Genomic DNA, 14,527 nt, shown 5'->3' on the forward strand with positions numbered 1-14,527 from the left:
ATGAAAACAATAAGAACAAGATATGCCCCAAGCCCAACTGGTTATTTACATATTGGGGGAGCTAGAACGGCTTTATTTAATTATTTATTTGCTAAACATTTCAATGGAACTTTTATCTTTAGACTTGAAGATACCGACGTTGCTAGAAATGTTGTTGGTGGTGAAGAAAGTCAACTAAATAATTTAGCTTGATTAGGAATTATTCCTGATGAAAGTCCGCTTAAACCGAATAAAAAGTATGGTAATTACCGTCAATCAGAAAAATTAAAGATTTACCAAGAAATAGCAGATAAATTAATTAGCAAAGGTTTTGCTTATAAGGCTTATGATAATTCGGAAGAGTTAGAATTACAACATAAAGAACAAGAAGAAGCAAAAGTAGTATCATTTAGATATGATCCAAATTGATTGAAAATTAGTGATGAAGAAAAACAAAGAAGAGATCAAAATAAAGAATATTCAATCAGATTAAAACTAAAGAAAAATACAATTTATGGTTGAGAAGATTTAGTTAGAGGAAGAATTGAAGTCAATAGTGATGATATTGGAGATTTTGTTATTGTAAAAAGTGATGGATATCCAACTTATAACTTCGCTGTTGTAGTTGATGATCACCAAATGGAAATTACTCATGTTTTAAGAGGCGAAGAACATATTACTAATACTCCAAAGCAATTAGCAATATACGAAGCTTTAAATTGAACGCCACCTGCCTTTGGTCATTTAACAATTATTACCAACATGGAAGGAAAAAAACTTTCAAAAAGAGATAAAACCTTAAAACAATTTATTGAAGATTATAAAAATGAAGGCTATCATCCGCACGCAATTTTTAACTTTTTATCTTTATTAGGTTGAACATCAAAAGATAGTCAAGAAATTATGAGTCATGAAGAATTGATTGAGAAATTTGATCCCGAAAGATTATCAAAATCACCATCAAAATTTGATATTGTAAAAATGGAATGATTCTCAAAACAATATATGAAAAAAGTTGATAATAATGTAATTATTCAGAAAATTAACTCACCTTTTTCAGAAGAATGAAACAATTTATTTGTTGAAACTTATAAACAATCAGCAGCTACAATTAACGAAATTAAACAAAATCTGGAAATATATACTAGCCCTAAACAACACACAGATTTAACAATTTCTAATTTAGAAGTAGTTAAAACATTTGAAAAAGCATTAAAAAACAACACTTTTACAATCGAAAATATTCAAAATGCTATTGAATTAACTAAAAGGGAATTAGGTGTTAAAGGTAAAGATTTATTTATGCCAATTAGAATTGCTACAACATATGAAGAGCACGGTCCAGAACTAGCTAAAGCAATTTATTTATTTGGAGAAAAAATTGTATTTGAAAGATTAACAAAATGAAATTAAAATATGTTTTAACAACAACTTTAGACAATCAAGAAGACAAAGTAGTTGAAACAGAATATATTGATTTTTTAGAAACGAATAATGATAAATTTACACATATTGAATTTACAGATGAAAAAGTAATGAATTGTATCATTGATATTTGCAATGATGAAGTTAAAATAACATATGCAAACCAGTTTTTGCATATGAAAAAAAATGAGTTCATTGAAAATAAATTAAAAATATCAGAAACTGATTTTATTTCACTTGATACATATTTAATAAAAGTTATTATCAATAAAGATAAAATTTCTTTCACATATGATTTATTACAAAATAAAAACATTATTGTTAGAAACACAGCAACATTATTATTTAAGAATGATTAAATCCCAAAAAAACTTTGGGATTTTTTATTTTCTAAAAAAATAAAATAAAAAAATTGGTTATTTAAATTAAAATATTGTTTATGAAAAGAAAAAACAAAAAAAGTTTATTGAATAAAACTTTCTTATATAGTTTGATTTCAACACCAGTGTTATTAGCACCTGTTTTTGTTTCTTGCAACGATAAGGATGAAACTCAAAAACCTAAACCACAATTGCTAAATGATTCACAATTATCAACGATTCATAATGACTTTGTATTTCAATTATCAGAACAAGGAAAAGAAAAATTTATTAACGAAGGGGAATCATCTCTTAACTTTTTTATTCAATTAATTGATAAGTTAAACTCAAAATATAATACTAACCATTATGATGATGGGGATAAAATAGCAAATGACCCTGAGTTTAAAAAGTATTTCTTTCTAAACAAACCAGATATAACTAAAGTAAGTAAATCTCACCGAATAGATATTCGTTTTAAAGGTGATAATGTTACAAAACAAGTAGTCTTATTTTATGATGTTATTTGCTTTGATCTTAACGTTAATGAAAGAGTTAATGTAAGAATACCAATTGAACTTGATTAAAAAAAAGATTTCTCTAGCTAAAAACTAAAGAAATCTTTTTTATTATTATTTTTTAATGTTTCAATAATTTCATTAATATATTTATCTAAATTTATATGATTAATATTATCATAAATAAAAACTTTGGCTTTTTGATATTCATTCTTAAATTGGACAAGAGTATTTTGATCAATACTCTCAGATATTTCACTTAGTTTTGTTTTTAATGCGACCATTAAATTTTTAATTGGAGTTCTTTTTATTTTATTTAAATCTAGTGTTAAATCTTCTTTAAAAATATACGTTTGAAAATCTTGATCTAATTTCAATGAAAATTCTTCATTTGTCATATTAATGATGTTTTTGTCGTCAAATTTAAACTGTTCTAAATAAAAGTTTAAATTTGATAAAGCATCAATAGTTGCTTTAAACAAATTATTAAATTCTAAAATCAATTTAGCAAAACTATTTAAATCTTGTGAGGTCTTACTATTTCAAAAACTTTGATAATAATTAGTTAAATTAGTCTTATTCTCTTGTAGACTTTGTTCTTCAATAAGGTCTTTAATTGCAATTCTAATAAAATTATAATTTTCATGAAAAATATAATAAGCGTAATTGAACTCTCTTAACATTTTTTTAAGATTAAGAGCTTCTTTCACTATTTTGTTATTAAAAATTGTTTCTTTTTCTTTAATTATACTTTGATTTTTAGAATGATCTTGACAAGAAATTATAGTTAAGGGAATAATAGGAACTAAAATTGAAGGAAGCAGTTTTAACTTACTCATTTTTTACCCCCTTTGATAATATTTGAAATGTAGATTCTTGATCAGAGAATAAATTATCAATATTAATTTTTAATTCAAAATAAGGCTTTTCTTCTTCATTAATAAAGTTAAAATCATTTGGTGAAATAAATTTATAAAAACCAAAATTAAACTCAGCACTATTACCATTTGGAATGTAACTATTCAATTCAATTTTCTTAATACCAGAATTTAAATTTGATTCTTTGGTTTCTAAAGCATACGCTAAAAGATAGTTATTTAAGTGAGCGCTTAAAATATCTAGTAATGCAACTTTATATTCCTCATTAATTTCGTTGCTTTTAATATAACTTTTGGTTTTATCTATGGCCTTTTGAATTAATGAGCTAAATAAATCAGTATTAGAAAAATCATTTAAACTTATTTTTGCAAAGTCTAATGGAGAATCTTTTCGATAAATTGCGTAATCAATGCTTTCAAGACTTTCAACAGGTTTTAGTTTTGTAGCTAAGGCTTTTAAAAAGTGTCCATGATCATCAAAGTTTGAACTTAATAAAACATAATCTTTGGTTTCGCCATTTTTTTTATACACTTTAATAATCAATTTAATAATTTGGCTAGTTTGATAGTAATTGGTAAATTGAACATCAATTATTTGATAATTTTCATCAACTTCCTTATAAAAATGTGGAACTTCTAGTTCTAATCTATTTTTAAATTTTGAAAATAAGTAAACTAGACCGCGTGAATTCCAATAGTCGATGCTATTGTATCCTTTAATGAATGAATTAATATCAAATCCAATATCTAAATTTTTATCTTTCTTAATTTTTAAGTAAGGATTTTGAACATAATCATTAAATAGTGGTAATTTTTCATCTAAACCGTTTTCGCCAACACCAAACTTATCTTCAGTTGCGTAGTTTCTAAAACCATTTATGTAAAAAGTTTTTTCTCTTATTTCATCATTTATAATACTCTTATTGTCAAAACCAATAATATCTTTTATTTTAAAACTAATAAAACTTTGGTTTGAAAAATCATTTTCTTTGATTTTAGACTTACTTCAATCAACAATAATATCTTTAATTTTTAAATCAAATTTATTTAGATATAAAACTAAGAAATTTAAAAAACTTTCTCTAAATTTTTTACTTTCATTATTTAGTCAAGAACTAGCTTGAATAAAATTATTATTAAATATATTTCTTGTTATATATGCAAGACCACTTTTATTCAAAAGTGAATTAACATTCATTAAACCATTATTGGTTTTAATGTCATGCACTAAACGAAATATAATCGTTTGAAAATCAAAGAAATAAGGATCTAAAACACGGTAATAATCAGTTTTTTTATTATTTTTAGCTAAAAAGTAAAACCATTGATTTGAATATCCGCCAGCGCTTTTTATATTTTCAAAGTCATATTCTTTAAACAAATTATTTAACACATTATTATTTGAGTGTTCAGTTTTCTCAATTTTATAATTGTCATATTTTGTTTCAACTTGTTTTCAAAAAGGTTGAAGCTTTAAATTAGTTTTGTATTTTAATGATGATTCAAAAACTAATTCATTATCTACTGAGATATTAGTTATTTTACCTAAATACTTTTGATCTTTATTGTTTTCTGGATTTAAAAAAATAGGTTCAAAATTATGCAAGGTAGCTAGTTGTTGCAAATTAAGTTTAGATAAGTATTTAGTATTTATTTTAGAGTCATCAATTTTTAAAGTGTTTTCATTTTGACAAGAAATAGAAATAATTGGAAGACCAAAACTTCCAACCATACTTAAAAATAGTAATTTATTTTTTTTCATATTATTTATTTGGTAAAGCTAAATAAACTGTACCAGACCCTTCAGTTTGTTTACCATCTAAACACTTAATCTTAAAGTAGTAATAAATATTTCTTGTTTCGCTATCATAGGCAAAATAACAATGTACTTCATGATTACCAGCAAAATATTCCAAGTTAGGAATATATACATTAAGATATTTATTAAATTCTTCATTTTTTAAATCTTCTGGGAAGAAATTATAACGGTTATCTATTTCTTCGTGTTCACTAAATCATTCAGTCATTTTTTCTCATAAGTCACGAATATAGTTATCTTTTTCAATATCATTAGCTTTTTGATTATATTCATTTTTTGCAAAATCTGTAAATGTAAAAGAAACATTTTGAAGAACTTCAGAAACTCTTCTTGCTAATTCTTCGCCTATTAATGAATTGTCACGATTAACTGATGGGTCAATAAACTCATCCGCTTTAGTTTCTTCATTAGTGGATTTTTGTTGTTGACAACTAGCACTTAATAAAATACTGCCAGCTGCTAAAGGCATTAATGAAAACAAAAATTTATTAATTCTTCTTTTTTTGTTGATGTTTTTCATTTGTCCCCTCTTTTCATTGTTATATATACAAATTATAATTATTTTTATATTATTGTTAACAATAAAATTTAAAAAAATCAATAAATTTACAATTATTTTTAAAATTAAATGAATAAAAAAGACCTTAAAATTAGGGGCTATTGATTGAAAGTTATTTATTTAATGGCTAAAATTTATTATAATATTAGCGGTATATATTAAAAAAGATATATACACAAAAAAGGAATTATTTATGACACGTTTAAACAAAATATTATTTACTTTAGGTGGTTTAAGTACAGGAATATTACCAATTACAGCTATTGCATGTAATGATGAAAAACCCGAACCTCAACCAATACCTGAGAAACCAGTAACCGAAACAGAATTTTATGTAACTAAAACATTCTCAGAATTATTAAATTCTACACACGGAAGAAAAGCAGGGGATCAAAATAATTTTAAGAAAGAAGCATTAAACTTTGATGAAACTGGAAAAATTTCAAATGGTTTAAAAAATGTTGGCGACACAAAAAAAGCAACAACTACACTTGTTGAAAATAGCCTAATAAATAAATTTGGTGACCATGTAAATCCTGAACACTCAATCTATGGAAGTTATTATGCATACCAATATTTAAAAAAACAAATTCAAGATATGGGTTATACATATAATACTGCCGGAGAAATTGCATATCCTAAATATTCAGAAGATCCACAACCTAGAACTGTTGAAGTATATAATGAAACAACAGATAAAGACATTGTTGATAAAATGAAAGAAAATTTAGAAAAAGATGGTTTCTTTACACAAGGATTTTTATACTCATTAAAAAACTCAGCAAACAATATTGGAAATAACATTGTTGTAACAATTAACCCAAGTAATACAGTTACAGATAATGGCGCAATCAAAGTTAAAGACTTCTACATTGTTTCTCACTATGATTCAACAAATAATGTTGGTCCAAATGGTACTTCATGAGGTGGAACAGATAATGGTTCAGGTGTTACCGTTAACCTATCATTACTAAAACATTTCTCAGATCCAAAAAATAGAGAAAAACTAGGAGTAAGATTACATTTAATTTTTGTTGATGCTGAAGAAGTTGGAAAATTAGGTTCTATTGCATTTGTTAAACAATTCTTAACTGGTGAAGCAAATGAACTTCTAAAAAACTCTTTAGGTATGATTAATATGGATACTGTAGCTGGTGGGGATTACATGTACATCCACTCACCTGATACACGTAAGGCTAAAGAAACATACAACACATCACCTTTATTAAGAGATTTTATTAATAAAATTTCAAAAGAAAGAGTTAATGAATTAAAAGATGATTCACAAGAACTAAAAATTCATCCACAATTTGTTGAAGATGAATTTAGACCAGGTGAAACCGGGGACTGATCTGATCACGCTCCATTCTATCAAATTGCTAATTTACCAGTAGCTTATGTAGAATCAACAAACTTTGGTGTTAAATCTAAATTCGAAATCTACGACGGATATGCTCAAACAACAAATCCTAAAGCATGAGTTTTAAAAGATGGTAAAACAACTTTAGCAGATCAAGGCAAAACCTTACTAAAAAGAACATTGAAAAATGGTCAAGTTGTTTACGACTGACCAGAGGGTATGACAGCCGATGACTTCGCTGTTTTAGGAGATATCTGACATAGTGATTTAGATACATTACAATGAATCAATGAAAACATTGGAAGAAGATTCTATAAACAATTAGAAACAGTATTCAATACACTAACAAGATTCTTAGAAAAAATGTACACAAAAACAGAAAACACAATAACATACCAACAATTTAACAAAACAAATTAATTTTTATGTTTAAACAAAAACATTGTGAAAATAATAATCACAATGTTTTTGTTTTGATTTTAAATACTTTATTAAAAAAATACATTAATAGAAAAATAATGTATTATTTATCTATTATGTTTAACTGAGAATATGTATGAATAAATTTAATTGTCTTATTAATTGGTTATTTAATTGGATCAATTAATATTAGTATTATTATTTCTAAAAAAAGAAACAAAGATATTAGAACACAAGGTTCAAATAATGCGGGAGCTACAAACGCTCTTAGAGTTTTCGGTTTTAAATTTGCCGCAATGGTTTTTACCTTTGATTTACTAAAGGCTTGCATCCCAACATTAATAACATTTATTATTAAATCATTTTTAAATAATCAATTTATAATACCTTTATTTGCAGTATTAGGGGCTTTAATTGGTCACATTTTTCCATGTTTCTTTAAGTTTAAAGGCGGAAAAGGGGTTGCTTCATTCTTTGGTCTTATTTTAGCTTTTGATTTTACAACATTTATTTTATTAGCCTTATTATATATAATCTTTGTTTTAACAATTAAATATATTTCTATATCTTCAGTAATTACAGCAATTATTTTTGCTTTTATATCATTTATACCTCTTTATTATTCAACTTGAATTTTATCTTTTATTAATGCAAATATTCCCTTATGATCACATAGTTATATTTTAGTGTTTGGTTCTATTTTAATCTTATTAAAACATATACCAAATTACGTAAGATTAGCAAACAAAGAAGAAAAAAAGATAAATTTTAAAAACTACATTAAATAATAAAATTAGCAATTAACATCTCAAAGTGCTAAATTAGTGCTAAAATTATATTATTAAATTTATTAAGGAGATGTTTTTTATTTATGGAATTAAAAAACCGTCACATTGAAATTTTTAAGATGATAGTTGAAATTTTCTTTGACACCGGTGAACCAGTAGGATCAAAAAAATTAGTCGAAGCTAAACATTTATCATTTTCTTCAGCAACAATAAGAAATATAATGTCTGATTTGGAAAAAATTGGTTATTTAGAAAAACCTCACGTTTCTGGAGGAAGAATTCCCTCAACAGCAGGTCTTGAATACTATACAAAAAATATCGCTTATAATCCTAAGAAGTTTTTTAATAAAAATTTAAATGACATTTTAATTAAAAAAAGATTAAGCATTGATTCTACATTAGATGAGGCAGCAAGCTTAATTAGTAAAATGGCTCATTTTACTGTTGTTGCAACCTCTAATAATAAGGATGAAAAATTAAAGAGTATTCAACTAACCCCTTTAGATTCAACTTCAGCAGTTATAGTTATCGTAACAAGTAGTGGTAATGTACAAAACAAACTTTTTGATTTTGATGAAGGAATTTTGTTAAACGATTTAAGAATAGCTGTTAGATTATTTAAGGAAAGACTAATTGACACACCATTAATTGAATTATCAGCTAAGGCTTCTGCTTTGCTTCCACTTTTTAAAGAAAAAATTGGAAACTATGAAAAAGTATTAGAAAAATTTATTAAAACAGTATTTGTGTTTGAAGAAAAAATTCAAAACAAAACATATAATAAAAACGCTATGATTCTTTCTAAAAATATTTCTCGGGAAGAATTAGTTGACTTATTAGATTTAATTGAAAAACATTCAGTATGGTCTACAATTGAAAACAATTTAGATGAAGATAATAAAATAAAATTGGATTTTTCACGTGAAAATTTAAATATTATTAGTAAAAAAATAGACTTTGAAAATGATAAAAATATTAAAGAAATTTCAATAATGGGCCCTAAAAATATTGACATAGATGAAACATTAGAAGCTTTAGAAATGCTTGAAAAAATTGTTCAAAAAGGAGATAAATAATGATTGATTTTAATAAATTTGACAAAGTATCATTTGAGGTTGTTGAAAAAAACAATCATGATGTAAAGAAAACTAAATATCACTACATTTGAGATTATGATGAAGTGGATCAAAAAGTTTTAGAAATTTTAAAAGACGGTAAAGACCTGAATGATAATGAAAAGACTTTGAAAGTTAAAAAAACTCTTTACACATTGAAACTTTTATCTGTTAAAAAAATAGATAATAAAACAAAGGAGTTAATTGAAAAAAATGAGTTTTTAAAATCAGAATTAGAAAAAACTAACTTAAAAAATCAAGAACAAAATGAATTGATAAAAAAATATCAAAACGAACTAGAAGATTTTAAAGTCAAATCTCTTATTGAAACTAATAAATTTAAGGAAGAAGTAATTGCAATTCAAAAGAAAGCACAAGATGCAATAAATGAACATAAACAAAAAAATAATGATCATCAAGAGATTCAAATTGCTGAAGCAAGAAAATATGCCCTTCAATCATTTATTGAAAATTTAATTCAGCCTTTAAATAATTTTGAAAAAGCAATTATTGTAGCTGAAAAAATTGATAATGATGTATTAAAGAACTTTATTATCGGTTTTAATATGCTATATAAACAAGTGGAAAACGTTTTATTAGATTTTGGATTAACAAAAATTATTCCTAAGGTGGGAGAAGTATTTGATCCAAATATTCATCAAGTATATGAATTAGCAAGTTCAGATCTAGAAAAAGACACAATTTTAGAAGTAAAGAACATTGGTTATAAATTACATGATCGTACAATAAAACCAGCATTAGTTGTTGTTGCTAAATAATTCGCTATTTTTTCGCAAATTAATTAATAAACAAAATAACTAGAATAAAATAACAAAAGAAAAGAGGAAAAAATGAAATTACCATTTATACCAGTTAAAAAACAAATTCTTTTACCTTACGATAATGACGAAATTAGAGTTGGAAAAGCTAATTCAATTTTAGCAATGAATCTTTCACTAGATAGCGTAGAAAATAAGAATAAAATTTTAATTGCTTTTATTAAAGAACAATATGTAGCAGCTGAAAGTATCGCAAGCGCTTCGATGCTAGAAGAGTATGGTGTTGTTGTTACAATTAAAGACATAATTGAAAATTCAGGAGTTTATAAATTACTTTTAGAATGTGGCAAAGCAGTAAAAATAGAAAACATTTATAATCAAGAAGAAAACAATCAAGAAAGCCCTTATGTTTTTGCTTCATTTGAAGAAGAAAAAAAGGCAAAATCTTCAAAAGTAAAATTCGAAAAGATTTCGCCAGCAATCGATTATTTAAATTCCTTTGCTTCTAAATTAGATGTTTCACCTCGAATTCCTAAAATATTTAATAAAGATTTTGTAGATCAAACAGCATTAAAAAACTTTATTAGTAGAATTAATATTCTATTTGTAGATAAAAAAGATATAGAAGAAAACAAATTAAATAAAAGTATTTGAAATGGTGTTTCTTCTATTAAAAAAAGTTTTAGTAGAGATGAGTTATTAAATTTATTACCATTATCTAATGACTCGTTAATTAAAGCATTAACAGACAGATTTATTTGAAAAATAGAGTCAAGTAATGTCGAAATGGAATTAACTGCTAAAATGAACGAGGAAATGGAAAACTCACAAAGAGATTTCTTGCTTCGTGAAAAAATGAAGCAATTGAGACAAATGTTAAATGAGGGATCAACCGATAATGCTGAAAACATTGAAAAAGATCCTGAAGCAAGTAAAAAATATCCAACCTATGTTTTAAATGTACTTAAAGCAGAACAAGCAAGATTAGCATCAATGATGGCATCAAGTCCGGAAGCAAATATTTCAAAAACATATATCGATTTAATTTTAGCTTTACCATGAAGAAAAGTAAGTAAAGAATTAATTGATATTAATCATGTTAGAGAAGTACTTGACAAACATCATTTTGGTCTAAAAAAACCTAAGGAAAGAATTTTAGAATTTATATCAGTTTTAACACATACAAAAAGCAATAAGAGCGAAAAAGAATATACTCCAATAAAAAATGATCCTGATCATTTTATTGATTCAAATCTATTTGTTCATCAAACAGGAGACACATTAAACAACCCAGTTAACAATATTCCTATTTTAACTTTAATTGGACCTCCAGGAACTGGTAAAACCACACTAGCTAAATCTATTGCTGAAGCTTTACAAAGAAAATTTATTAAAGTTTCATTAGGTGGGGTTAAAGATGAAAGTGAAATTAGAGGACATAGAAAAACCTATGTTGGAGCTATGCCGGGAAAAATTATTTCAGCAATTAAGAAAGCCGGAGTTTCTAACCCAGTTATTTTATTAGATGAAATTGATAAAATGTCTTCTGACTTTAGAGGTGATCCGACAAGTGCTATGCTGGAAGTTTTAGACCCAGAACAAAATGCTAACTTCCAAGATCATTATTTAGATCTAGAATATGATTTATCAAAAGTATTATTCATTGCTACTGCTAACTACTATGATTCTATCCCTGCTGCCTTAATCGACCGTGTGGAATTATTGGAATTGTCAACTTATACAACAATCGAAAAAATGGAAATTGCCAAAAGCCATTTAATTCCAAAAGTGTTATCTCAAAATGCTTTATTAGCTTCACAAATTCAAATTTCAGATGAAGTGTTAGAATTTATAATTCGCTCATACACACGAGAAAGCGGAGTTCGTGAACTAAAACGTTTATTAGATAGCATTGCACGTAAAATTGTTGTTAAAATCTTAGACAAAGAAGTTAAAGATGAATTTGTAGTAACAAAAGAAGTTGTTGTTGACTTTTTAGGTCCAATAAGATTTGACGAAGATGAAAATGAAAATAAAGATCAAGTTGGTGTTGTAAATGGTTTAGCTTATACAAGTTTTGGTGGTTCTACCTTAGCAATTGAAGTAACTACTTTCCCTGGTAAAGAAGGATTAAGATTAACAGGTCATTTAAAAGACGTTATGAAAGAATCGGCACAAATTGCATTAGCATATGTTAGAGCAAATGCTGAAAAATTTGGGATTGATTTTGATTTTGAAAATAAATCAATTCATATTCACGTACCTGCTGGAGCTATACCTAAAGATGGCCCATCAGCTGGTGTAACATTCACAACTTCAATTATTAGTGCATTATCTAAAAAACCGGTCCCAGCAAATATTGGAATGACTGGTGAAATAACCTTAAGAGGAAAAGTTTTACCAATTGGCGGATTAAAGGAAAAATCATTAGCAGCTTCGCAATTTGGAATTAAGAAAATATTTATCTCTTATGATAATAAGAAAAACTTAATTGATGTTCCTGAAGAAGTAAAGAAAGAAGTTGAATTTATTCCTGTTAAATACTATGATGAAATTTATGATGAAATTTTTCAAATAAAGGAAAGCAAATAAAAAATAATTAAAAAAACACGCCCTTTAATGTCGCGTGTTTTTAATTTTAAATATTAAGTTCTTTCATAATGCCAAGATAATATGCAAAAGGAAAACTTTGGTTATTAATTTCAGAAAATCTATAGTCGCAAATTAAAAAGTCAAGAATTTTCTTTTTGTCAATTACTTTATTTGAAACAAATGGTCTTATGTTTTCTTCAAAATTAAAAGATTCGTAATACTTATCTCTTTCTTTTGCAAAATATACAAATTTAAAATTTGCTTTATCTTGAAAAAATAACTTTTTAAATTTTTGATAATCTTCTTGATCATTTATTCTTAGTCAAGTCTTTGTATATTCTTTATTTTTCTTTTCAAAATCGGTAAATTTTTGGTAAGCCGCATCTCTTGCTTCACTAATTTTACCCATAGAAAATAAAGGTCCAAATGTAAAGAATTCAACAAATATTAGAGTTATACCCACTGCATTATCCTTAAAATTAACAAGAATAAGAACTAATGACACAAGTGTAATAAGGATAAAAAACGCAAAAGCCACAATATAACCAGCATTTCCCATTTCTTCTTTATTCAATAAATTTCTTAAGTAATTCATTACTTTGTCACTAGCGTGAATCCTATATCTTTTAAATTGTCCAATAGCATTAAATTTAGAAAATAAATAAAACGCTTTTCCTTTATGTGAAAAATATTTTGCATTAAGTATCAATGACATAAAAACTACAAAGCCCATAATAATTAAAATTGCTGTAATCATATTAAGACCTTATTATCCTAATTTTGCTAAGTGTTTTAAAGTTCTAATATATTGATTTACAAATGATGATTCGTTATCATATCAAGCATAAACTTTGTATAGTTTTTTGCCATCAACTTCTAATACTTGAGTTAATTGTGCATCAAAAATTGAACCTGCGGTTGAACCAATAATATCACTTGATACAATAGGATCTTCTGTGTAGAATAAAGATTCTGATGCTGCTTTTTTCATAGCTGCATTAATTTCTTCTACATTAGTATCTTTTTTAAGTTCTACTGTTAAATCAACAATTGAACCAGTAATTGTTGGAACTCTTAAAGCAATCCCGTTCATTTTCCCCCTTAAAGTAGGAATAACTTTACCAATAGATTTAGCTGCACCTGTTGTTGTAGGAATCATATTTGAAGAAGCTGCTCTTGCTCTTCTTAAATCACTATGTGGAGCATCTTGTAATCTTTGGTCTGCTGTAAATGAGTGAACAGTTGTCATGAATCCTTTTTCAACACCAAATTCATTTTCTAAAACATTTAAAACTGGTGCTAAACAGTTGGTTGTACATGACGCACCCGAAACAATCACGTCATCTTTTGTTAAAATGTCTTCATTAACTGAGTATACGATTGTTTTAACTTCTGAGCTTTTTGAAGGAGCAGTAATTAAAACTTTTTTAGCCCCTGTATCAATATGTAATTGTGCTGCTTCAGTTGTTAAAAATCTTCCAGTACCTTCGATGACGATGTCTACATTTAAATTTTTTCAAGGTAATTGAGCAGGATCTTTTTCACCAAAGATTAAAAATTCTTTTCCATCAACAATGATTGATTTATCGGTACTTTTGACTTCATGATTAAAAGTTCCATGGGCTGTATCATATTTTAGTAAATGAGCTAATGTTTTAGCATCGGTTAAATCATTAATACCAACTACTTCTAATTCATTATCATTTCATATTTGTCTAAAAATTAAACGTCCAATTCTTCCAAACCCGTTTATTGCAATTTTTGTTTTCATTTTTTCTCCTTTATAATGTGTAAATTTTAAAAAAATATTAATATATAAATTATATCCTTTTTTAAGTTTTAAAACATTAGCGATAGTAAAAAAACGCTTATTTTATTGATTTTTAAAAATTAAAAATATGGCGTTCCAGTATACGTAAGTAATCTGGCGCCATAT

13 protein-coding genes are annotated in these 14,527 nt (G+C 26.0%); 8 read left to right on the forward strand and 5 right to left on the reverse strand.

Annotation, left to right across the window (positions count from 1 at the left end):
• The 3 genes from gltX (at position 1) to ACQW0Y_RS02075 (ending at position 2,350) form a co-directional block, all read left to right on the forward strand.
• A complete protein-coding gene (gene gltX, locus ACQW0Y_RS02065; RefSeq protein WP_427867521.1) occupies positions 1-1,392 on the forward strand; it encodes a glutamate--tRNA ligase in 1,392 nt (463 codons plus the stop codon).
• A complete protein-coding gene (locus ACQW0Y_RS02070) occupies positions 1,383-1,763 on the forward strand; it encodes a hypothetical protein (RefSeq protein WP_427867522.1) in 381 nt (126 codons plus the stop codon). Before gltX ends, ACQW0Y_RS02070 begins: the two co-directional genes overlap by 10 nt.
• An 80-nt stretch (positions 1,764-1,843) precedes the next feature.
• On the forward strand, positions 1,844-2,350 hold the full coding sequence (locus ACQW0Y_RS02075; protein ID WP_427867523.1) for a hypothetical protein: 507 nt from the start codon (positions 1,844-1,846) through the stop codon (positions 2,348-2,350).
• A 17-nt stretch (positions 2,351-2,367) separates the two neighbouring features.
• Here the strand turns inward: ACQW0Y_RS02075 and ACQW0Y_RS02080 are convergent, their stop codons facing one another.
• Genes ACQW0Y_RS02080 through ACQW0Y_RS02090 form a run of 3 tightly spaced genes read right to left on the reverse strand, consistent with a single transcriptional unit; the run spans position 2,368 to position 5,498 of the window.
• A complete protein-coding gene (locus ACQW0Y_RS02080; protein ID WP_427867524.1) occupies positions 2,368-3,120 on the reverse strand; it encodes a hypothetical protein in 753 nt (250 codons plus the stop codon).
• Positions 3,113-4,921 carry an MAG3240 family lipoprotein gene (locus ACQW0Y_RS02085; protein WP_427867525.1) on the reverse strand — a complete coding sequence of 603 codons (1,809 nt, stop codon included), beginning with the start codon at positions 4,919-4,921 and terminating at the stop codon, positions 3,113-3,115. Before ACQW0Y_RS02085 ends, ACQW0Y_RS02080 begins: the two co-directional genes overlap by 8 nt.
• Position 4,922: 1 nt before the next feature.
• Entirely contained in the window at positions 4,923-5,498 is a 576-nt protein-coding gene (locus tag ACQW0Y_RS02090) for a hypothetical protein (RefSeq protein WP_427867526.1), read from the reverse strand.
• A 232-nt stretch (positions 5,499-5,730) separates the two neighbouring features.
• Between ACQW0Y_RS02090 and ACQW0Y_RS02095 the strand changes: the two genes are divergently transcribed.
• From ACQW0Y_RS02095 to lon, 5 genes are all read left to right on the forward strand, one after another.
• The gene (locus ACQW0Y_RS02095) at positions 5,731-7,317 is read left to right on the forward strand and encodes a M28 family metallopeptidase (protein WP_427867527.1); all 1,587 of its coding nucleotides are present in this window, start codon (positions 5,731-5,733) and stop codon (positions 7,315-7,317) included.
• 5 nt (positions 7,318-7,322) lie between these two features.
• Positions 7,323-8,105 carry a glycerol-3-phosphate 1-O-acyltransferase PlsY gene (gene plsY, locus ACQW0Y_RS02100; RefSeq protein ID WP_427867528.1) on the forward strand — a complete coding sequence of 261 codons (783 nt, stop codon included), beginning with the start codon at positions 7,323-7,325 and terminating at the stop codon, positions 8,103-8,105.
• Between the two features lie 83 nt (positions 8,106-8,188).
• The gene (gene hrcA, locus ACQW0Y_RS02105; RefSeq protein WP_004416495.1) at positions 8,189-9,181 is read left to right on the forward strand and encodes a heat-inducible transcriptional repressor HrcA; all 993 of its coding nucleotides are present in this window, start codon (positions 8,189-8,191) and stop codon (positions 9,179-9,181) included.
• Positions 9,181-9,999, forward strand: a complete 819-nt coding sequence (locus ACQW0Y_RS02110) for a nucleotide exchange factor GrpE (RefSeq protein WP_427867529.1) — start codon at positions 9,181-9,183, stop codon at positions 9,997-9,999. Before hrcA ends, ACQW0Y_RS02110 begins: the two co-directional genes overlap by 1 nt.
• 72 nt (positions 10,000-10,071) lie before the next feature.
• On the forward strand, positions 10,072-12,591 hold the full coding sequence (gene lon / locus ACQW0Y_RS02115; protein ID WP_427867530.1) for an endopeptidase La: 2,520 nt from the start codon (positions 10,072-10,074) through the stop codon (positions 12,589-12,591).
• A 46-nt stretch (positions 12,592-12,637) separates the two neighbouring features.
• On the opposite strand, the gene ACQW0Y_RS02120 is transcribed toward lon, so the two are convergent.
• Positions 12,638-13,348 carry a hypothetical protein gene (locus ACQW0Y_RS02120; protein ID WP_427867531.1) on the reverse strand — a complete coding sequence of 237 codons (711 nt, stop codon included), beginning with the start codon at positions 13,346-13,348 and terminating at the stop codon, positions 12,638-12,640.
• A 12-nt stretch (positions 13,349-13,360) separates the two neighbouring features.
• Positions 13,361-14,362, reverse strand: coding sequence for a type I glyceraldehyde-3-phosphate dehydrogenase (gene gap / locus ACQW0Y_RS02125; RefSeq protein WP_427867532.1), 1,002 nt, complete (start codon positions 14,360-14,362; stop codon positions 13,361-13,363).
• Positions 14,363-14,527 lie beyond the last annotated feature (165 nt).

This window comes from Mycoplasmopsis arginini, assembly GCF_965278885.1.
GTDB classification, from domain to species: domain Bacteria; phylum Bacillota_I; class Bacilli_A; order Mycoplasmatales; family Metamycoplasmataceae; genus Metamycoplasma; species Metamycoplasma arginini_B.